We start from the raw sequence: 19,493 nt of genomic DNA on the forward strand, positions 1-19,493 counted from the left end.
AACGTCGAGCTCAGCTCTCGCCGCGCGCTTTCCTGGCGGCGGCGGCGGCCTTCGAGTCGGGGCGTTTCCGCTCGACCCAGCCCTCGATGTTGCGCTGCTCACCCTTCGAAACGGCCAGCGCACCAGGAGGTACGTCCTCGCGGACCACGGTGCCGGCGCCGGTGTAGGCGCCGTCGCCGACGCTCACGGGTGCGACGAACATGGTGTCCGAGCCGGTACGCACGTGGGATCCGATGGTGGTGCGGTTCTTGGTCTCGCCGTCGTAGTTGACGAAGACGCTGGACGCGCCGATGTTGCTGTACTCGCCGATGTCGGCGTCGCCGACGTAGGTCAGGTGCGGCACCTTGGTGCCGGTGCCGATCTTCGAGTTCTTGACCTCGACGAACGCGCCCAGTTTGCCGTCGGCGCCCAGTTCGGTGCCCGGCCGCAGGTAGGTGAAGGGTCCGACGGTGGCGCCGGCGCCGATGACGGCCAGCTGCCCGTGGGTGCGGATCACCTCGGCGCCGTCGCCGACCTCCATGTCGGTCAGTGTGGTGTCGGGGCCGATGACGCAGTTCGCGCCGATGTCGGTGGCGCCCAGCAGCTGGGTGCACTGTTTGACGACGGTGTCGCGGCCGATGCTGACGTCGACGTCGATCCAGGTGGTGGCCGGGTCGATGATCGTGACGCCGGCACGCTGGTGCCCGGCGATGATGCGGCGGTTCAGCTCGGCGGCCACCTCGGACAGCTGCACGCGGTCGTTGACACCGGAGACCTGCGCGCTGTCGTCGACGTGGTGGGCCCGGACGATCTGGCCGTCGCCGCGGACGATCGCGATGGCGTCGGTGAGGTAGAGCTCCTGCTGGGCGTTGTCCGAGCGCAGCCGGCTCAGCGCCGAGCGCAGGGCCGCCGCGTCGAACGCGTAGACCCCGGAGTTCACCTCGCGGATGGCGCGCTGGGATTCGGTGGCGTCGGCCTGCTCGACGATGCCTAGGAGCTCGAGGCCCTCGTGGTCGCGCAGGATGCGGCCGTACCCCGTCGGGTTGGTGACGGTCGTGGTCAGCACCGTGGCGGCCGCGGTGGCGGCGGCGTGGGTGTCGACGAGGCCCTCGATGGTGTCGGCGTCGAGCAGCGGCACGTCACCCGCGGTGACGACGACCGTGCCGGCGAAGTCGTCGGGCAGTGCCGACAGGCCGCAGCTGACGGCGTGCCCGGTGCCGAGCTGTTCGTCCTGGATGGCCACGGTGACGGTCCGGCCGAGCCGGCCCGAGATTTCATGCACATGGGCGGTGACGCGCTCGCGTTCCTTGCCGACGACCACCACGAGGTGCGTCGGATTGACCTTGGCCACGGCATGCAGCGCGTGCGCCAGCATGCTGCGGCCGGCCAGCGTATGCAGGACCTTCGGGATGTCGGAGCGCATCCGGGTGCCCGACCCGGCTGCCAGGACGATGACAGCGGCTTCGCCTCGAGTCACGTACGCCTCTCTCTACGCGATGTCGCGCTTTGACCGCTCAGCGCTCCACCAATGGTCGCTCGGCACGTCTTGCTCCGTCGCCAGGACTCGAACCTGAACTATCTGAACCAAAATCAGAGGTGCTGCCGATTACACCACGACGGATTACTCGCCAGAGACTCTAATGCAAGCGGATAGGCTGGCGACCATGGCAGCGGCGGAGAACGGAGCGCGCAGCCCTCGTGCGCGCATGACCGGCAGTGAACGCCGTCAGCAGCTCATCGAGATCGCGAAGTCGCTGTTCGCCGAGCGGGGTTACGACGGCACCTCCATCGAGGAGATCGCGCAGCGCGCCAACGTCTCCAAGCCCGTGGTCTACGAGCATTTCGGCGGTAAGGAAGGCCTCTACGCCGTCGTCGTCGACCGGGAGATGTCCGCGCTGCTCGACGGCATCACGTCGTCCCTGACCAACAACCGGTCGCGAGTGCGGGTTGAGCGGGTGGCGCTGGCGCTGCTGACGTACGTCGAGGAGCACACCGACGGTTTCCGCATCCTGATCAGGGATTCGCCGGCGGCTATTACATCGGGCACCTACTCGACGCTGCTCAACGACGCGGTCAACCAGGTCAGCTCGATCCTGGCCGGCGACTTCTCCCGTCGCGGGCTCGACCCGGAGCTGGCCCCGCTCTATGCGCAGGCGCTCGTCGGCTCGGTGTCGATGTCCGCGCAGTGGTGGCTGGACACCCGCGAACCGAAGAAGGAAGTCGTCGCGGCGCACCTGGTCAATCTGATGTGGAACGGCCTGACGCATCTCGAGTCCGACCCGGAGCTGCACGAGAACTGAGTCGTAGCTCGCCCAACATGAGCTTGTGTGCGAGATTCGGCGCAGAGTTGGCACACAAGCTCATGTTCGGCTGAAGCTGTTACCCGCAGTCGCGCAGCAGCAGGTCCGCGGTGGTCTCCCGGCGGATCAGCGGCCGCACCCGCCTATCGCACACGGCGATGACCGGCGGCCGGGTCGTCATGGTGAAGTTCGACGCCATGCTGTGGTGGTAGGCGCCGGTGCACGCGGTGGCGAGCAGATCGCCGGGGTGGACGTCGTCGGGCAGGTCGAGATCGTCGGCGATGAGGGAGCCGTCGCGGCCGACGACGGTGGACCCGCGCGTGGGTCCGAGCGGATGCCGGTTGGCAAGGGCGACAGTGTAATTCGCGACGGGCGCGGAATGCGGATGGCTGCCGTCGACGGTGACGACGGCGCGGCCGTCGGTGCGGGCCGACACCGATTGCACGCGGTGCAGTGTCACGCCGGCGCGGCCGCTGATCGCCCGGCCGGGTTCGACGACGAGCCGCGGCCGCGGGAACCGGTTGGCGGCGCAGGCGGCGTCGAGGGCGTCTTCGAGGAAATCGGCCAGTGCCGGCACGTCGAGTTCGGGTTCCCCGGTCCGGTAGGCGATGGCGTGGCCGCCGCCGATGTTCAGTTCGGTGAGCACCACGCCGTGGGCGGCGCGCACATCGGTCATGGTGTCGACGAGGCCGCGCACGGCTTCGACGTAGACCTCCGGTTCGGCGATCTGCGTGCCGAGATTGCAGTACAGCCCGGCCAGCGGCAGTTGCGGCGTGGCCAGTGCGCGACGGACGGTCGGCAGCACGTCGACACCAGGGCGGACCTGCAGCAGCACCGCCTGCCGCCGGCGCGCGACGCCGGCCAGATAGGCCATCTCGATGGGGCAGTCCAGCACGATGCGGCCGACGCCGGCGCCCGCTGCGGTCGCCAGCTCGTCGACCGACTTGCCGCTGCCGTGGACGACGATGCGCGCCGGGTCCATGCCGCCGGCGAGGGCCGTGGCCAGCTCGGCCGTCGAACACACCGCCATGCCGAGGCCGGCCTCGTGCACCCAGCCGGCAACGGTCCTGGTCAGCAGGGACTGGGCGGCGTAGACGACCTCGACGCCGCGCAGCGTGGTGCGGTAGTGCTGGGCCCGCTTGCGGAAGTCGGCCTCATCCAGAACGTATGCGGGCGTGCCGAACTCGTCGGCGACGTCGGTGAGCGCGACCGACCCGACGCAGAGTCGTCCCAGCGCGTCGACCTGGGTGGTCGACGGCCAGATGGTGGTGTCGATGCGCGGACGCATGGCGCCCCGCAGGGACGGCAGGATGTCGAGCAGTGTCATGGATCCACCCTGCGCCCGGAATCGCCCGCTGAGCGCCCCGTTGACGATCCCTTGACGGGACGGTGCCCAATATTGACGAAGTCCTGCGAACTACAATCGGAGGCATCATGACCTCCCCGGGGCAGCAATCGATCCAAACCCCGTTGGCGGGGCTCGTCCAACTCGCACTCACCGATCCTGGCCTGCAGGAATTGACGCGGCAGGCCGCCGAGGGTGTCGCTGAGCAGGCTCTGGTGGGCCCGGTCAGCGCGCGGCTCCCGGTCGCGGCCGCGCTGGCCGCCGCCGGCCCGGTGCTCGTCGTCACGGCCACCGGTCGCGAGGCCGACGACCTCGCCGCCGAACTGCGGGCCGTCCACGGCGACGCCGTGGCGCTGTTCCCGTCGTGGGAGACGCTGCCGCACGAGCGGCTCTCGCCCGGCGTGGACACCGTGGGTGCCCGGCTGACGGTGCTGCGCCGGCTGGCGCGGCCCGACGACGCCCGCCTCGGCCCGCCGCTGCGCGTGGTGGTCACGACGGCCCGGTCACTGCTGCAGCCGCTGGCCGGCGGCGTGACCGACGCCGAACCCGTGACGCTGACCATCGGCGGTGAAGCGGACTTCGACGACACCGTGGCGCGGCTGGTCGAACTGGCCTACACGCGCGTCGACATGGTGGGCAAGCGCGGCGAATTCGCCGTCCGCGGAGGCATTCTCGACGTCTTCACGCCGACCGCCGAGCACCCCGTGCGTGTCGAGTTCTGGGGCGACGAGGTCACCGAGATGCGGATGTTCTCGGTGGCCGACCAGCGGTCCATCCCCGAGATCGCCGTCGACACCGTGATCGCGATGCCCTGCCGTGAACTGCTGCTGACCGCGGACGTCCGCGACCGCGCCGCCGAGATCGGCGCGGATCTGCCCAGTAGCGACAACCAGGTCACCGGCAGCATCGCGGACATGATGGCCAAGCTCGCCGAAGGCATTCCGGTCGACGGCATGGAGGCGCTGCTGCCGGTGTTGCGCCCCGGCGAGCTGGCGCTGCTCACCGATCGGCTCCCGGCCGGTGCGCCGCTGCTGATCTGCGATCCGGAGAAGGTGCGCACCCGCGCCGCCGATCTGATCAAGACCGGCCGCGAGTTCCTGGAGGCCTCGTGGTCGGTGGCCGCCGTGGGCGGTGACGCACCGATCGACATTGAGCAACTTGGTGGTTCGGGTTTCCGGGACTTCGCGGAGATCCGCGAGGCGGCGGCCGCCGGCGGCCATCCGTGGTGGACGCTGAGCCAGTTGGCCAACGAGTCGGCGCAGGAGCTCGACATCCGGCCGGCGCCGTCGGCGCGCAGTCAGCAGAGCCTCGAAGAGATCTTCGCGATGCTGCGGGCACACATCGCCACCGGCGGGCTCGCCGCGGTGGTGACCCCGGGCACCGGTACCGCGCACCGCGTCGTCGAGCAGCTCGGTGAATCCGATGTCGCCGCAACGATGTTGGAGCCCGGCGAGGTGCCGAAGCCCGGTGTCGTCGGCGTGCTCAAGGGCCCGCTGCACGACGGTCTGGTGCTGTCCGGCGTCAACCTCGTGATCATCACCGAGACCGACCTGACGGGTAACCGGGCCGGGGCCACCGAGGGCAAAAGGCTTGCCGCCAAACGGCGTAACGTCGTCGATCCGCTGGCGTTGACGGCCGGCGACCTGGTGGTGCACGACCAGCACGGCATCGGCAAGTTCGTCGAGATGACCGAGCGCGTGGTCGGTGGCGCGCGGCGTGAGTATCTGGTCCTGGAGTACGCATCGGCCAAACGTGGCGGCGGGTCCGACCGGCTGTACGTGCCGATGGATTCGCTGGACCAGCTGTCCCGATACGTCGGCGGCACCGAGCCCACGCTGAGCCGGCTCGGCGGCAGCGACTGGACCAACACGAAGACCAAGGCGCGCAAGGCCGTTCGTGAGATCGCTGGTGAGCTGGTCTCGCTGTATGCCAAGCGGCAGTCCGCGCCGGGGCATGCCTTCGCCCCGGACACCCCGTGGCAGGCCGAGATGGAAGACGCGTTCGGCTTCACCGAGACCATGGACCAGTTGACCGCCATCACCGAGGTCAAGGCCGACATGGAGAAACCGGTTCCGATGGACCGGGTCATCTGCGGTGACGTCGGCTACGGCAAGACCGAGATCGCGGTGCGCGCGGCGTTCAAGGCCGTGCAGGACGGCAAGCAGGTCGCGGTCCTGGTGCCGACGACGCTGCTGGCAGACCAGCACCTGCAGACCTTCACCGCGCGCATGGCCGGCTTCCCGGTGACGGTCAAGGGCCTGTCCCGCTTCACCGATCCGGCTGAATCCCGTTTGGTGATCGAGGGTTTGAAGGACGGCTCGGTCGACGTGGTGATCGGCACGCACCGGTTGCTGGCGACGGGCGTCACGTGGAAAGACCTGGGTCTGGTGATCGTCGACGAGGAGCAGCGGTTCGGCGTCGAGCACAAGGAGCACATCAAGTCGATGCGCACCCACGTCGACGTGTTGACCATGAGCGCGACCCCGATCCCGCGCACCCTGGAGATGAGCCTGGCCGGCATCCGGGAGATGTCGACGATTCTGACGCCGCCCGAGGAACGCTTCCCGGTGCTGACTTACGTTGGGCCGCATGACGATAAGCAGGTCGCCGCGGCCCTGCGGCGCGAGCTGTTGCGTGATGGGCAGGCGTTCTACATCCACAACCGGGTGAAGTCGATCGACAGCGCCGCCGCCCGGGTGCGCCAGCTGGTGCCGGAGGCGCGCGTCGTGGTGGCACACGGGCAGATGCCCGAGGAGTTGCTGGAGAAGACCGTCGAGGGCTTCTGGAACCGCGACTACGACATCCTGGTCTGCACCACGATCGTCGAGACGGGCCTTGATATCTCGAACGCCAACACGCTGATCGTGGAGCGCGCCGACACCTTCGGTCTGTCGCAGCTGCACCAGCTGCGTGGCCGGGTGGGCCGCAGCCGCGAGCGCGGCTACGCGTATTTCCTGTACCCGCCTGAGGTTCCGCTCACCGAGACCGCGCACGACCGGCTGGCCACCATCGCGCAGAACAACGATCTGGGCGCCGGCATGGCCGTGGCGATGAAGGACCTCGAGATTCGCGGGGCGGGCAACGTCCTGGGTGTCGAGCAGTCCGGACACGTCGCGGGCGTCGGCTTCGACTTGTATGTCCGGCTGGTCGGCGAGGCCGTGGAGGCCTACCGCGCCGCGGTCGATGGGAAAACCATTGCGGCGGTGGAGGAGCCGAAGGAGGTGCGGGTCGACCTGCCGATCGATGCGCACCTGCCGCCGGACTACATCGGCAGCGACCGGCTACGGCTCGAGGCCTACCGCCGGTTGGCCGCGGCGTCCGACCACGCGGCGGTGGCGTCCGTCGTCGAGGAGTTGGTGGACCGCTACGGACCGCTGCCCGAACCCGCGCAGCGGCTCGTCGCGGTGGCGCGTCTGCGGCTGCTGTGCCGCGAGTACGGCGTCACCGAGGTGAGCGCGATCTCGGACTCGACCATCCGCTTGACGCCCCTGACGCTCATGGACTCCGGGCAGCTGCGGCTCAAGCGGATGTATCCCGGCGCGACGTACCGGGCCACCACGTCGACGGTGCAGATCCCGATCCCGCGGGCCGGCGCCGGGGTCGGCGCACCCCGCATCCGTGACCTGGAGTTGGCCCGCGCGGTAGCCGGTCTGCTGCTGGTGCTCGACGGGAAAGCGGCAGGTGAAGTTGATATAACCGACCTGGGAGGTAGTGCGGTGGGAGAGGCGGATCGCGCATGACGGTCGTCCTGGTCGATCCGCGCCGCCCCTCGCTGATGCCGATCGACGCGCTGGGGCTGCTCACCGGCGACGTGCAGTACACCGAGGAACTGCCGATCAAGGTGCCATGGTCGTTGCCGTCGGGCCGGCCGGCCTACGGTGACGCCGACAATCCGGCACCGGTGCTGCTGTCCTCCGACCCGGAACATCCGCAGGTGCGGGCCCGGCTCGCGGCCGGCGAGAAGCTGATCGCCGCGGACGGTGCGCAACCGGGCGAGCGGCTCATCGACGCCGTCACGATGATGGACAAGCTGCGCACCAACGGTCCGTGGGAGAGCGAGCAGACGCACGACTCGCTGCGCCGGTACCTGCTGGAGGAGACCTACGAGCTGTTCGACGCGGTGCGGGGCGGCAACGCCGACGACGTCCGCGAGGAACTCGGAGATGTCTTGCTGCAGGTGCTGTTTCACGCGCGCATCGCCGAAGACGCGCCGCTGCACCCGTTCGGCATCGACGACGTGGCTGACACCCTGATTCGCAAGCTGGGCAATCGTGTGCCGGCAGTGCTTGCCGGGCAAGAGATTTCGCTGGAAGACCAGATCGCCCAGTGGGAAGAGCGCAAGGCTTTGGAAATGCGGGCGAAGGCGTCGCCCCGCATTTCGTGCATGGACGAGGTGCCGACGGCGCTGCCGGCGCTGGCCCTGGCGCAGAAGCTGATCGAACGGGCCGGCACTGCCGGTTTGCCGTCCGATCTGCTTCCGGCCGGACTCACCTCGGTGACCCTGGCGCCCGACTTCGACGCCGAAAGTGCCTTGCGCACAGTGGCTCTGGAATTCATCGATACCGTGCGCGAGACCGAGCGCCGCATCGTCGCCGCCCGCCGCGGCGACGAAGTGGCGGTGGAGTTGGACGCGGCACCGCTGGGTGCCGTGTCAGAGGATGAGTGGCGGGAGCACTGGCCGGCTCAGGCCGACTGAGTCGCGGCCTCGTCGATCAGGTCGGCCACGGCCACTGCCTGCGAAGCCAGCGACGCGTGGCTGGCGTTCAGTTCGATGATCTTGCGCGGGTTGATCCGCTCCGCCATGCGGCGTTCGTTGTCGGGGTGGATCATACGGTCCTGCGTCGAGACTTGGTACCACGACGGCTTGACCCGCCAGGCCGGTGCGGTCACCGTGTCGCCGAAAGTCGATGCCAGCGGGGCCTTTTGGGTCACGGCCATGACGAGGGCGTCATCGTCGGACAGGTCCTGACAGAAGCTCTCGTGGAACTTGTCCTGGAGGACCCACAGGTAGCCGTCTGAATCGGGTGCGAGGTTGGCTGCCGCCGCGGGCGGCATCTCTTGCGTGATTCCGCCCGGGCTCTCGCCGGCGTCCGGTGCGAAGGCCGCGATATAGACCAGGGCCGTCACATTGGGCAGGTCGCCGGCTTCGGTGATGACGGCGCCACCGTACGAGTGCCCGACCAGAACGACGGGTCCGTCGACCTGACTGACCATCTTGCGGGTGCGTTCAGCGTCGTCGGCCAGCGACGTCAGCGGGTTCTCCACCGCGCGCAGCGACGAGTAGCCGCGCCGGTTCAGTTCGACGATCACGTTGGCCCAGTGGGCCGCGCCGCCCCAGAATCCGTGGACGAGGACGACTGTTGGTTTTTCGGTCATGCGGTGACAGTATTTGGACGATGAGGCAAGTTCAATGACCGATACGGCGTCAAACTTTGCCGATTCACCGGCATCTGGAGCGGATGCGTTCTCCGAGATCCTCGACACCGTACGGCTGCGCGGTCAGGACGTCGTTCGTTATGCACCCCGTTCCGTGCCGTTCACCATCGCGATGCCCGGGCAACGACTGCTGCATATCGTCGAGCACGGCGACGTCCGGCTCCGGGTGAGCGATGGCGGTCCGGCGATCACCCTGCACGACGGTGACCTCGTGCTGCTGGCCCGGGGTGACCGGCACCAGCTGCAGGCGGGCCCGAGTGTGCCGGTCCGTGAAACCGTCGATGCCGACCGCTACACCGACGAAGGCGAACTCCCGCAACAGGATTCGCCGCGCTGGGTGACCGGGACGTTCGCGGTCGACGACGCCGTCGCTGATCCGCTGTTGTCGGTGCTGCCCCCGGCCATCGTGGTGTCCGGTGGCGGCGTCGATCGGGAGTGGCTGGAGGTCAGCCTGCGGCTGCTGGTGGCAGAGGTCGCGGCGCCGCGGCCCGGCTCGGCGGTGATGATCTCGCGCATCCTGGACCTGCTGTTCATCCACACCCTGCGGGCCTGGTCGCGCGACGCCGCCGCGCCGTCGGGCTGGCTGACTGCGGCGCTGGATCCGGTACTGGGCCAAGTGCTTTCGGCTGTTCACCAGGACCTGGCGCGGCCGTGGTCGGTCGCCGAACTCGCCCAGATGGCCAACCTGTCACGGACCGCGTTCGCCGAGCGGTTCACCCGCCTGCTGGGGTGTCCGCCCGCCGGCTACCTCATCGACCGCAGGCTCGACCGGGCGGCGCAGTTGTTGCGGACCGATACCGCGTCGGTCGCCGCCATCGCGGCGGCAGTGGGTTACACCTCCGAGGCGGGCTTCAGCCGGGCGTTCAGCCGACGGTTCGGGGCCCCGCCGCTGCGCTGGCGCAACACCGTCGGCCGCGCGGACTGACTCGTGAACTTGGGATCGGTAGCCGGCCGGCCCCGGTGTGATTGCTCCAACGACGCCGACAACGAGCGTCCGAGCAACCTGAGGAAGGAATCACCATGAAGCTCCCCGCCGCCATCGAACAGCACGTCAACCGCTTCGACCGTCAGCAGAGCCTGATCATCGCGATCAGCACCGGCCTGTTGGCCTTCTGGTCGGGCTACCGCGTCGCCTGGTCGCTGTACCTGACCATGACCTACGACTTCCTGTTCGGCTCGCTGGTCTTCCAGATCGCACTGTGGGGCGTCATCGGTGCCGCGGCAGCGCTCGCGTCGTCCGCGTTCTACAACCGCTACCGCACCGCCGACCAGCCCGGCGCTCAGCCGAGCAGCGTCGACCCCCAGTAGTCCGACGAACCATCACGCACACCCGGCGGGCAGGCGAAGATGCCGCTGCCGGTGTGCGTGATGTATTCGTTCAGGGCGTCGTTGTCGGACAACTTGGTCTGCATCGGGATGAACGACTCGGCCGGGTTGCGGACGAACGCGATGAAGAACAGACCCGCATCCAGGTGGCCGAAACCGTCTGAGCCGTCGGTGAAGTTGTAGCCGCGGCGCAGAATCTGGGCGCCGTTGTTGGCTTCGGGGGAGGCCAGCCGCACGTGCGAGTCGACGTCGATCAGTGGGGCGCCGTCGGCGCCCTTGCTCTCGAAGTCGAGCGGGGTGAACTCGTCGGTGTACCCGTTCGGGGCACCGCTGCCCTTCTGGCGGCCGATCACCCGCTCCTGCTCGGCCAGTACCGTGCGGTCCCACGATTCGATGAGCATCCGGATGCGCCGGCTGATCAGATACGACCCGCCCGTCATCCAGGCCGGTCCGTCGCCATTCGCGACCCAGACGTGCTTGTCGATGGCCGACGTGTCCTCGGCCTTGAGATTGTTGGTTCCGTCCTTGAACCCGAACAGGTTTCGCGGTGTGGACTGGTTCCGCGTGGTCGACGACGTGCGGCCGAACCCGAGCTGCGAGTACCGCACCGCGACGGTGCCGAAGCCGACGCGCGCCAGGTTGCGGATGGCGTGTACGGCGACCTGCGGATCATTGGCGCAGGCCTGCACGACGATGTCGCCGCCACAGCGGGCCGGGTCCAGCTTCTCGTTGCGGAACTTGGGCAGGTCCACCAGATGCGCCGGTCGCTGAGCGTCGATGCCGAACCGGTCCTTGCCGTCCTTGCGGAAGAAGCCCGGGCCGAAGCCGATGGTCAGCGTCAACGCCGAGGGCGAAAGGCCAAGGGCCTCACCGGTATCCGCCGGCGGGGCGTAAGGATTGAGTCCGATGGCCCCGTGGGCGACGGCCTCTTCGCCGAGCGTCATGCGCTCGGCCATCTCGGTCCACTTCTTCAGCATCGCCACGACGTCGGCCTTCTTGTCCGTCGTGACGTCGAAGGTGGCGAAGTGCATGCGGTCCTGCGCCGCGGTGACGATGCCGGCCTGGTGAGTGCCGCGGAACGGCACCGGCTTACCCAGGCTGTCCTCGACGACGGCTGCGGAGGAGCGGCCGGCCAGCGCACCGGTGGCGGCGGCGCCGACGACGGCGGCCGTCACCCCGGCAGCGCCGAAGAGCTTGCGCCGGCTGAGCCCTCCGGACGCGGTCACGGTGGGCTCAGCGGCTGCCGGCTGCGGCTCACTGCTTGGCGACGACACCCTGCACCTCGCTGACCTCCTTGCTCAACGCGTCGATCGCTTGCGAAAGTTCTTGCCGCTGCGGCTCGGTCACCTTGTCGTAGGAGATGAAGCCGTCGCCCTCGCGGTACTTGTCGAGCAGCTGCTGGACCTTCTCGAAGGCCGCCTCGACGTCCTTGCCCAGCTGCGGGTTGCGCTCGTCGAGGATCGGGTCGACGGAGCCGACCGCGGTGCGCGAGCCCTCGATGTTGGCCTGGAAGTCCCAGAGGTCGGTGTGGCTGAAGATGTCTTCCTCTCCGCTGATCTTGGTCTTGGCGATCTCGTCCAGCAGACCCTGCGCGCCACCGGCGATCTTGGTGGAGTCGATGGTCCACTTCGGATCCTTGACGCCCGCGTCGAGCTCCTTGACGTCGGCGACCAGCTGGTCGGCCACGGCGCCGCTGTCGGGCTGTAGGCCGGTGACCCACAGCTCCTTCTCGAGACGGTGGAAACCGGTCCACTTGTCGCCCGGTTTCACGTCGGCTTCCCGGAGGTCGATCCGCGGGTCCAGGTCGTTGGGGAACGACTCGGCGACCGGCTCGATGCGCTCGTAGAACGTGCGGGCCTTCGGGTACTGCGCCTTGGCGGCGGGGACGTCGCCCTTCTTCACGGCGGCGGCGAACGCCTCGGTGGCGGGCACGAGGGCGGTGGTCTGCTCGACGACGTACTTCTTGTAGAAGTCCGCGGCGGCCTTGAACTTGCCCGTGTCGTCGATCTTGACGGTGTCGCCGGTGACGGTGAAGTCACCACGGATGCCGTCGCCGACCATGCCCGGCTTGCACGCGGTCTTGTAGGTGCCGGCTTCGGGCAGCTGCACGATCAGCTTGCGCTGCAGGCCGGGGGAGACGTTCTCGATCTCGCCCATGACCTTGTCGCCGGGGCCGTAGACGTAGAACTCGGTGACCTTGGTGCCGTTGTTGGTGACGACGAACGTGCTCGCGCCCGTCTTGGCCGACGTCGCCGACAGCTTGCAGGCGTTGTCGGTGGCGGTCACGGTGATCTCGCCCGAGGCGGACTTGTTCTCGTCCGACTTGGAGGTGCACGCGGAGACCGCGGTCAGGCCGGCGAGCAGGGCTACCGAGGCAGCTACGCCGGTCTTGACGTTGAGGGCGGCGAGATTCACTTGGCGGACCTTTCGAGGGTGGCAGCAGGGGCGGGTTTGGCTGCGACGGGTCGCAGGAACAGCGTCAGGACGATCAGCAGGTAGGCCAGCCAGCAGACGAACTGCAGGATGGTCGGGGTCGGGCTGACATTGAAGACGCCCTGGATCACCTGGCCGTACCAGGCTGACCAGTTGAATGTGCCGGTCAGGTCGAAGGCCTTGGCGCCCAGACCGGGCAGCCAGCCGACGGTCTGCAGCGCGCCGATGCCGTAGGACAGGATGCCGGCGGCGACGACGACCAGGAAGGCGCCGGTGTACTTGAAGAATTTGGCCAGGTTGATTTTCAGCGAGCCGACGTACATCGCGTACGCGAAGGCGATGGCGATCAGCAGGCCGATCACGAGTCCGGCCAACGGCCACGCGGTCGACGCGTTGGCGTAGCCGACCATGAACAGCGCCGTCTCGACGCCCTCGCGACCGACGGCCAGGAAGGCCAGGGTGGCGACGGCAATCCCGCCGGTCTCCAGGGCGCGCGCCATATCGCTGCGCAGCTCGCCGGAGATGGTCGCGGCGGCCTTTCGCATCCACAGCACCATGGTCGTGACGATGATCACCGCGACCAGGGACGCGACGCCGGCGATGGCCTCAGCTGCCAGGCCGGAGATGGTGTTCTCGCTGAGCTGGATGGACAGGAAGACGCCGATGGTCATCGCGATGGCGCCCGCGACCCCGAGCCAGACCCACTTGAGGGCGTCACGGCGGTCGGACTTCACGAGGAAGGCGATGAGGATGGTGACGACAATCGCAGTTTCGAGGCCTTCACGGAGCCCGATCAGCAAGCTGCCAAATAGCTGTGAGGAAATGCCGGGGCCCGCGGCGACCAGCGCTGTCGAGACCGCGAAAGTGGTGGTCATTCGCAATCCTTAGATAGACTAATCGGCAACACAGGTTTGCCTTGCCAAAGGAAGGCAAGCCAACCTTATCAGCGGATGGGCGACCGTCGTACCGTCGCGCCGGAAAGCTTGCGCTTCGGAGTGCACTCAGCTCGGCATGCGACGATGGCGGGACGACGAATCCGTCGAGAATCTCTGGGTATAGGGGAGTACCGGTGTTGCGAGCGCGTTGGCTGCGGGCGAGCGCTGTTGTCTCCGCGACGGCGCTCCTGATGGCCTCGAGCTGCTCATTTCAGCCCGGCTACCTGCGCGGAGTGCCGCCGCCGCCCGGGCCCGCGGTGCCCCCGATCAACACCCATGTGAAGGGCCGCGGCGCCGATCAGCTGCGTGACTGGGCCGAGCATCTGGCACCGCCACTCGGCATTCCGGTCATGGCGCTGGAGGCCTACGGGTACGCCGCGCGCGTGGCCGAGGTCGAGAACCCCAAGTGCCACATCGCGTGGACGACGCTGGCAGGCATCGGCATGGTCGAGAGCCACCACGGCACCTACCGCGGCGCGACCATCGCCCCGAACGGCGACGTCACGCCCCCGATCCGCGGCGTGCCACTCGACGGCACCATGAACAACCTGCGGATTCCGGACACCGACTCCGGCGGCATGGACAGCGATGACGCCGTCGACCGCGCCATGGGGCCCATGCAGTTCATCCCGGATACCTGGCGCTTGTACGGCGTCGACGCAAACAACACGGGCTTCGCCAGCCCCGACAACATCGACGACGCGGCGCTGTCTGCGGCGGGCTATCTCTGCTACCGCGGCAAGGATCTGTCCAGCCCGCACGGCTGGATGGACGCGCTGCACGCCTACAACCTGTCCGACGACTACGCCCGCGCCGTGCGGGACTGGGCGACGGCGTACGCCAACGGGCACCAGCGATAGGTTGCGATAGGTACCGGTAGCTGCCGCACTTCTACTACGGGCACCGTTTAGGCTGATGGGCGTTCGCACGAGTCCGTGACGCCAGAGGGAGACCCAAGTGCCAATCATCGAACAGGTCGGAGCCCGCGAGATTCTCGACTCTCGGGGAAATCCGACGGTCGAGGTCGAGGTCGCTCTGACCGATGGAACCTTCGCGCGCGCGGCGGTGCCGTCGGGTGCGTCGACCGGTGAGCACGAGGCTGTCGAGCTGCGCGACGGCGGCGCCCGCTACCTCGGCAAGGGCGTCGAGAAGGCCGTCGAGGCCGTGCTCGACGAGATCGCCCCCGCCGTCATCGGCCAGGCCGCCGACGACCAGCGCATCATCGACCAGGCCCTGCTGGACCTGGACGGCACCCCGGACAAGTCGCGCCTCGGCGCCAACGCCATCCTCGGCGTCTCGCTGGCCGTGGCCAAGGCCGCCGCCGACTCCGCCGGCCTGCCGCTGTTCCGCTACATCGGCGGCCCGAACGCCCACATCCTGCCGGTGCCGATGATGAACATCCTCAACGGTGGCGCGCACGCCGACACCGGTGTCGATGTCCAGGAGTTCATGGTCGCCCCGATCGGTGCCCCCACGTTCAAGGAATCGCTGCGCTGGGGCGCCGAGGTCTACCACTCGCTCAAGTCGGTGCTCAAGAAGCAGGGCCTGGCGACGGGCCTCGGTGACGAGGGCGGTTTCGCGCCCGACGTCGCCGGCACCCACGCCGCGCTCGAGCTCATCAGCACCGCCATCGACGCCACCGGCCTCAAGCTGGGCAGCGACGTGGCGCTGGCCCTGGACGTCGCGGCCACCGAGTTCTACACCGACGGAACCGGTTACGCCTTCGAGAAGCAGACCCGTACCGCCGAGCAGATGGCCGAGTTCTACGCCTCGCTGCTCGATGCGTTCCCGCTGGTGTCCATCGAGGACCCGCTGTCGGAGGACGACTGGGACGGCTGGGTCGCGCTGACCAACGCCATCGGTGACCGCGTCCAGCTCGTCGGTGACGACCTGTTCGTCACCAACCCGGAGCGGCTGGAAGAAGGCATCGAGAAGGGCGCCGCCAACGCGCTGCTGGTGAAGGTCAACCAGATCGGCACGCTCACCGAGACGCTGGACGCCGTCGCCCTGGCGCACGCCGCCGGCTACAAGTCGATGATGAGCCACCGCAGTGGCGAGACCGAGGACACCACCATCGCCGACCTGGCCGTCGCCTGCAGCTGTGGCCAGATCAAGACCGGTGCCCCGGCCCGCAGCGAGCGCGTCGCCAAGTACAACCAGCTGCTCCGCATCGAGGAGACCCTGGGCGACGCCGCGCGGTACGCCGGCGACCTGGCGTTCCCGCGTTTTGCGGTGGAAGCCAAGTAGTTTCGCGGGTCTGACCTACCGACATGGCCGAACCCAAACGGCGATCCCCCGCCTCTCGCCCCGCCAAACCCGGCGAGGCGAAGCGGGGGCGTGCCGGGGCCGGCACGTCGGCGGCCAAGGCGGGTAATCGGCCCAAGGCCGAGCCGCGGCGCGTCCCGGAGAACCTGCCGGTTCCGGTCACCGAGCCCATCCGGCAGGCCTATGCGGAGTCGGTCGAGCACCATGCCGAGCAGCGGCTGGGGTCGGCGGCGCGGCGCGCGGCGATTCTCGCCGTCGTAGTGTGCGTGCTGACCCTGACCATCGCCGGGCCGGTGCGGACCTTCTTCGCGCAGCGCACCGAGATGCAGCAGTTGGCCACCGCCGAGTCCCAATTACGTTCGCAGATAGCCAATTTGGAGCAGCAGAAGGTGAAGTTGGCCGACCCGGTGTACATCGCCGCGCAGGCCCGCGAGCGGTTGGGCTTCGTGATGCCGGGCGACATCCCGTATCAGGTGCAACTGCCTCCCGGCGCCGTCACGGCACCCGTCGCGCCCGCGCCGTCGCCCACCGCCAAGAGCAACCAGCCCTGGTACACCGCGCTGTGGCACACCATTGCCGATCAGCCCCACGGACTGACGCCGGCACCGGCCGTCGTCCCGCCCGGTCCGGACGGGGTCACCCCGGACCCTGACGTACCCCCGACCGATGTGCCCGCACCTCAGGCGCCGCCCGGTGGTTGACGCTGCTGATCTCGAAGCCGTTGCGGCCCAACTGGGGCGGGAACCGCGTGGCGTCCTGGAGATCGCCTATCGCTGCCCCAATGGTGAACCCGGCGTGGTCAAGACCGCGCCGCGGCTGCCCGACGGCACCCCGTTCCCCACGTTGTATTACCTGACCCATCCGGCGTTGACGGCTGCTGCCAGTCGCCTGGAGTCGTCCGGCCTGATGCGTGAGATGACCGAACGCCTGCAGGCCTCCGAAGAGCTGGCGGCGGCGTACCGGCGTGCGCACGAGTCGTTCCTCGCCGAGCGCGACGCCATCGAGTCGCTCGGCACGACGTTCTCCGGCGGCGGGATGCCCGACCGGGTCAAGTGCCTGCACGTCGTGATGGCGCACTCGCTCGCAAAAGGCCCGGGCCTCAACCCCTTTGGTGACGAGGCGCTGGCATTGTTGGCCGTCGAACCGGCGATGGCGGGGATTCTGGATCCGAAGGTGTGGGTGTGAGTTCGCGCGTCGCTGCTGTTGACTGCGGCACCAACTCGATCCGTCTGCTCATCGCGGACGTCACCGACGGCCGGTTGCAGGACGTCCACCGCGAGATGCGGATCGTCACCCTCGGTGAAGGTGTCGACGCCACAGGCGAATTCGCGCCCGCCGCGCTGGCCCGGACCGAAGCGGCGTTGGCCGACTACGTCGAGGTGATGCTGGCGCACGACGTGTCCAAGGTGCGGATGGTCGCGACCTCCGCGGCCCGCGATGCCGGCAACCGCGACGAGTTCTTCGCCATGACGGCACGGCAACTGGGCCGCGTGATGCCGGGTGCGGTCGCGGAAGTGATCAGCGGCACCGAGGAAGCTGCGCTGTCGTTCCGTGGCGCTGTCGGCGAATTGGACCCGGCCACAGGGCCTTTCGTCGTCGTCGATCTGGGTGGCGGCTCGACCGAGGTGGTGCTCGGCGGTTCCGGTGCCGAGGCCGCCGACGTGGTGGCCAGCTTCTCGGCCAACATCGGCTGCGTGCGTCTCACCGAGCGGTGCCTGCAGACCGACCCGCCCACTGCCGACGAGGTCGCGGCCGCGCGTGCCGTCGTTCGCGAGAAGTTGGCGGAGGCTCTGGGCGTCGTGCCCATCGAAGGTGCCCGGACGTGGGTCGGTGTGGCCGGCACGTTCACCACGGTTGCCGCCCTGGCGCTGGGGCTACCGGAGTACGACTCCGAGGTGATTCATCTGTCCCGCATCGGAATTCCCGATGTGGTCAAGGTGTGCGACGAGCTGATCGCGATGCCGCGGGCGCAACGCGCCGAACTCGGCCCCATGCACCCGGGCCGGGTGCCGGTGATCGGCGGCGGATCGATCGTCGTCGAGGAATTGGCCCGCGAATTCGGTCAGCGGGCGGGGATCACGGAATTGGTGGTCAGCGAGCACGACATCCTGGACGGCATCGCGCTGTCGGTCTGACGCCGAGCGTGGGGGCTTACGCGGAAAATCGAAGCAAATCCCTCGTCAACCCCCACGGTCGACGGTCGAGATTTCTGGCTAGACCTTGCAGTTCGGGCGGTTGTGGCAGTGGTGTCCGTCGCGGCAGGCGTTGCACTGACAGCCACAGGTCGACACGTTCTTGGTGGAAACCTTCATTACTGATCACCCCTGTTGTCTCGGCTTATCGAGATATGACTACCTCACCATAGTTCGATCGCGGGGCGGAGTGAAGGTCGCAGAGGAGCCCGAACGGTGTCATGACAGACCGACGGCCGGAACCAGTCCTCGTGAGACTGACTCCCGGCCGTCGGCAGGGGGGTGATTCAGTTGGCTGTGTCGTCCGACGCCTGGACCATCGGGGCTGCCGGAGCGGCAGGCGCACCCAGCTGGCGGGCGACGAAGTCAGCGGCCTGGTTGGCCATGCCGTTGAACTTGTAGGCACTGTGGGCGGAACGATCCAGGCCGCCGCCGCAGATCGGGTCGCCGGGGGCGCACAGCTGGATGGTCTTGCCGGCGTAGGCGCTGCCGATGTTGATGGCGGGCGCGGTGCGGTCGGCGACGCTCAGCACGAACGGGCTGGGGGTACCGAACAGGACGACGGCGGCGACGTGCGACGCGACCGAGGCGGGCATCGGGCCGGAGATACCGGCGGGCAGGACGAATCCGGCGGGAACGCTGCTCATGGTGCTGTAGCCGGCGACGGCCGCGCCCTGCGAGTAACCACCGATGACGATCTTGGTGGCGGGGCACGAGGCCGCGATGGACTCGATGCGGTTGGTGGCATCGGCGACGCCGTCGGCGGCTGCACCGAAGTCCAGCGAGGCCGGGTAGTTCACGCCGTAGGCGTCGATGTTGCGGCCGGGCATCCGGGCGTTCAATGCGTCGACGAAGGCTTGGCCGGTGGCACCGACGCCAGGGCCTTCGAAAGTGCCGCGGGCGAAGACGACCTCGACGTTGGCACAGGAGTCGTCGGCGGCGTTGGCCGTGGCGACCGGGCCGGCGATGGCGCCGGCGATGATCGTGAAGGCGGCCACGGCGGTCAGTGCCACCTTGCCGGCCGCGTTACGAATGGCGCTCATGTTGTTTTCCCCGTCCCTTGGAAGTACCAGTTGCCTGGTATAAGCCGAACGAGCGAGCTGCGATTCCGGCGGGCGGTGTGACGTACCGCATACGTAGGGCAACTAAGCATCGGGGATGATCTGCGGGCTCTGATGCGTTGGCCTCGGGCCGCGCAAATCAGGGTGTCGTCGTTCGCGCCACGGCGAGCGCGGCTGGTCGACCCGGTGACGGATAAAAATCAGTCGAACTGTGTGCGCCG

Annotated in this window: 17 protein-coding genes and 1 tRNA gene; 10 read left to right on the forward strand and 8 right to left on the reverse strand. The window is 68.5% G+C overall.

The genetic code is table 11. From position 1 onward, the window contains the following. Positions 1-10: 10 nt before the first annotated feature. Both glmU and H289_RS0102120 read right to left on the reverse strand, forming a co-directional pair. Complete coding sequence (gene glmU / locus H289_RS0102115) at positions 11-1,456, reverse strand: bifunctional UDP-N-acetylglucosamine diphosphorylase/glucosamine-1-phosphate N-acetyltransferase GlmU (protein WP_036419936.1); 1,446 nt, start codon at positions 1,454-1,456, stop codon at positions 11-13. 72 nt (positions 1,457-1,528) lie between these two features. Continuing rightward, a tRNA-Gln gene (locus H289_RS0102120) sits at positions 1,529-1,600 on the reverse strand. An 85-nt stretch (positions 1,601-1,685) separates the two neighbouring features. On the opposite strand from H289_RS0102120, the gene H289_RS0102125 reads away from it, so the two are divergent. Then, positions 1,686-2,279, forward strand: coding sequence for a TetR/AcrR family transcriptional regulator (locus H289_RS0102125; RefSeq protein WP_020099104.1), 594 nt, complete (start codon positions 1,686-1,688; stop codon positions 2,277-2,279). A 79-nt stretch (positions 2,280-2,358) separates the two neighbouring features. On the opposite strand, the gene H289_RS0102130 is transcribed toward H289_RS0102125, so the two are convergent. Next, positions 2,359-3,606: a diaminopimelate decarboxylase family protein gene (locus H289_RS0102130; protein WP_020099105.1), complete on the reverse strand. Its 1,248-nt coding sequence runs from the start codon at positions 3,604-3,606 to the stop codon at positions 2,359-2,361. 107 nt (positions 3,607-3,713) lie between these two features. Between H289_RS0102130 and mfd the strand changes: the two genes are divergently transcribed. Then, complete coding sequence (gene mfd, locus H289_RS0102135) at positions 3,714-7,364, forward strand: transcription-repair coupling factor (RefSeq protein WP_020099106.1); 3,651 nt, start codon at positions 3,714-3,716, stop codon at positions 7,362-7,364. Continuing rightward, complete coding sequence (locus tag H289_RS0102140; RefSeq protein WP_020099107.1) at positions 7,361-8,320, forward strand: nucleoside triphosphate pyrophosphohydrolase; 960 nt, start codon at positions 7,361-7,363, stop codon at positions 8,318-8,320. The genes mfd and H289_RS0102140 overlap by 4 nt, the downstream gene beginning before the upstream one ends. Here the strand turns inward: H289_RS0102140 and H289_RS0102145 are convergent. Beyond that, the gene (locus tag H289_RS0102145; protein ID WP_020099108.1) at positions 8,308-9,000 is read right to left on the reverse strand and encodes an alpha/beta hydrolase; all 693 of its coding nucleotides are present in this window, start codon (positions 8,998-9,000) and stop codon (positions 8,308-8,310) included. The two genes, H289_RS0102140 and H289_RS0102145, sit on opposite strands and share 13 nt — an antisense overlap. A 34-nt stretch (positions 9,001-9,034) precedes the next feature. On the opposite strand from H289_RS0102145, the gene H289_RS0102150 reads away from it, so the two are divergent. Then, positions 9,035-9,985 (forward strand): AraC family transcriptional regulator, encoded by a 951-nt coding sequence (locus tag H289_RS0102150; RefSeq protein WP_020099109.1) that lies wholly within the window; start codon positions 9,035-9,037, stop codon positions 9,983-9,985. 95 nt (positions 9,986-10,080) lie between these two features. After that, on the forward strand, positions 10,081-10,368 hold the full coding sequence (locus H289_RS29490; protein WP_020099110.1) for a hypothetical protein: 288 nt from the start codon (positions 10,081-10,083) through the stop codon (positions 10,366-10,368). On the opposite strand, the gene efeB is transcribed toward H289_RS29490, so the two are convergent. From efeB to efeU, 3 genes are read right to left on the reverse strand one after another with little or no spacing between them, the layout of a single operon-like run. Continuing rightward, a complete protein-coding gene (gene efeB, locus H289_RS0102160; RefSeq protein WP_036420024.1) occupies positions 10,341-11,612 on the reverse strand; it encodes an iron uptake transporter deferrochelatase/peroxidase subunit in 1,272 nt (423 codons plus the stop codon). The two genes, H289_RS29490 and efeB, sit on opposite strands and share 28 nt — an antisense overlap. Positions 11,613-11,640: 28 nt before the next feature. After that, on the reverse strand, positions 11,641-12,801 hold the full coding sequence (efeO, locus tag H289_RS0102165) for an iron uptake system protein EfeO (RefSeq protein WP_020099112.1): 1,161 nt from the start codon (positions 12,799-12,801) through the stop codon (positions 11,641-11,643). Beyond that, complete coding sequence (efeU, locus tag H289_RS29495; protein ID WP_020099113.1) at positions 12,798-13,694, reverse strand: iron uptake transporter permease EfeU; 897 nt, start codon at positions 13,692-13,694, stop codon at positions 12,798-12,800. The genes efeO and efeU overlap by 4 nt, the downstream gene beginning before the upstream one ends. Before the next feature lie 194 nt (positions 13,695-13,888). Here efeU and H289_RS0102175 point away from each other — a divergent pair, with 194 nt between their 5' ends. From H289_RS0102175 to H289_RS0102195, 5 genes are all read left to right on the forward strand, one after another. Further along, positions 13,889-14,614, forward strand: a complete 726-nt coding sequence (locus tag H289_RS0102175) for a lytic transglycosylase domain-containing protein (protein WP_036419939.1) — start codon at positions 13,889-13,891, stop codon at positions 14,612-14,614. A gap of 97 nt (positions 14,615-14,711) precedes the next feature. After that, on the forward strand, positions 14,712-16,001 hold the full coding sequence (eno, locus tag H289_RS0102180; protein WP_020099115.1) for a phosphopyruvate hydratase: 1,290 nt from the start codon (positions 14,712-14,714) through the stop codon (positions 15,999-16,001). A 23-nt stretch (positions 16,002-16,024) separates the two neighbouring features. After that, positions 16,025-16,720: an FtsB family cell division protein gene (locus H289_RS0102185; protein ID WP_020099116.1), complete on the forward strand. Its 696-nt coding sequence runs from the start codon at positions 16,025-16,027 to the stop codon at positions 16,718-16,720. Beyond that, positions 16,713-17,204, forward strand: a complete 492-nt coding sequence (locus H289_RS0102190; RefSeq protein WP_020099117.1) for a DUF501 domain-containing protein — start codon at positions 16,713-16,715, stop codon at positions 17,202-17,204. The genes H289_RS0102185 and H289_RS0102190 overlap by 8 nt, the downstream gene beginning before the upstream one ends. After that, complete coding sequence (locus tag H289_RS0102195; protein WP_020099118.1) at positions 17,195-18,154, forward strand: Ppx/GppA phosphatase family protein; 960 nt, start codon at positions 17,195-17,197, stop codon at positions 18,152-18,154. Before H289_RS0102190 ends, H289_RS0102195 begins: the two co-directional genes overlap by 10 nt. Positions 18,155-18,498: 344 nt before the next feature. Here H289_RS0102195 and H289_RS0102200 read toward each other — a convergent pair whose 3' ends face one another. Further along, a complete protein-coding gene (locus H289_RS0102200) occupies positions 18,499-19,254 on the reverse strand; it encodes a cutinase family protein (RefSeq protein WP_020099119.1) in 756 nt (251 codons plus the stop codon). Positions 19,255-19,493 lie beyond the last annotated feature (239 nt).

The sequence above is a fragment of the Mycobacterium sp. 360MFTsu5.1 genome, from assembly GCF_000383495.1.
In the GTDB taxonomy this organism is placed as follows: domain Bacteria; phylum Actinomycetota; class Actinomycetes; order Mycobacteriales; family Mycobacteriaceae; genus Mycobacterium; species Mycobacterium mucogenicum_B.

Bases quoted from the DNA above. Each gene is read 5' to 3' on its own strand.
- H289_RS0102125 (WP_020099104.1), top strand. From the start codon at position 1,686: ATGACCGGCAGTGAACGCCGTCAGCAGCTCATCGAGATCGCGAAGTCG.
- H289_RS0102130 (WP_020099105.1), bottom strand. From the start codon at position 3,606: ATGACACTGCTCGACATCCTGCCGTCCCTGCGGGGCGCCATGCGTCCG.
- mfd (WP_020099106.1), top strand. From the start codon at position 3,714: ATGACCTCCCCGGGGCAGCAATCGATCCAAACCCCGTTGGCGGGGCTC.
- H289_RS0102140 (WP_020099107.1), top strand. From the start codon at position 7,361: ATGACGGTCGTCCTGGTCGATCCGCGCCGCCCCTCGCTGATGCCGATC.
- H289_RS0102145 (WP_020099108.1), bottom strand. From the start codon at position 9,000: ATGACCGAAAAACCAACAGTCGTCCTCGTCCACGGATTCTGGGGCGGC.
- H289_RS0102150 (WP_020099109.1), top strand. From the start codon at position 9,035: ATGACCGATACGGCGTCAAACTTTGCCGATTCACCGGCATCTGGAGCG.
- H289_RS29490 (WP_020099110.1), top strand. From the start codon at position 10,081: ATGAAGCTCCCCGCCGCCATCGAACAGCACGTCAACCGCTTCGACCGT.
- efeU (WP_020099113.1), bottom strand. From the start codon at position 13,694: ATGACCACCACTTTCGCGGTCTCGACAGCGCTGGTCGCCGCGGGCCCC.
- H289_RS0102185 (WP_020099116.1), top strand. From the start codon at position 16,025: ATGGCCGAACCCAAACGGCGATCCCCCGCCTCTCGCCCCGCCAAACCC.
- H289_RS0102200 (WP_020099119.1), bottom strand. From the start codon at position 19,254: ATGAGCGCCATTCGTAACGCGGCCGGCAAGGTGGCACTGACCGCCGTG.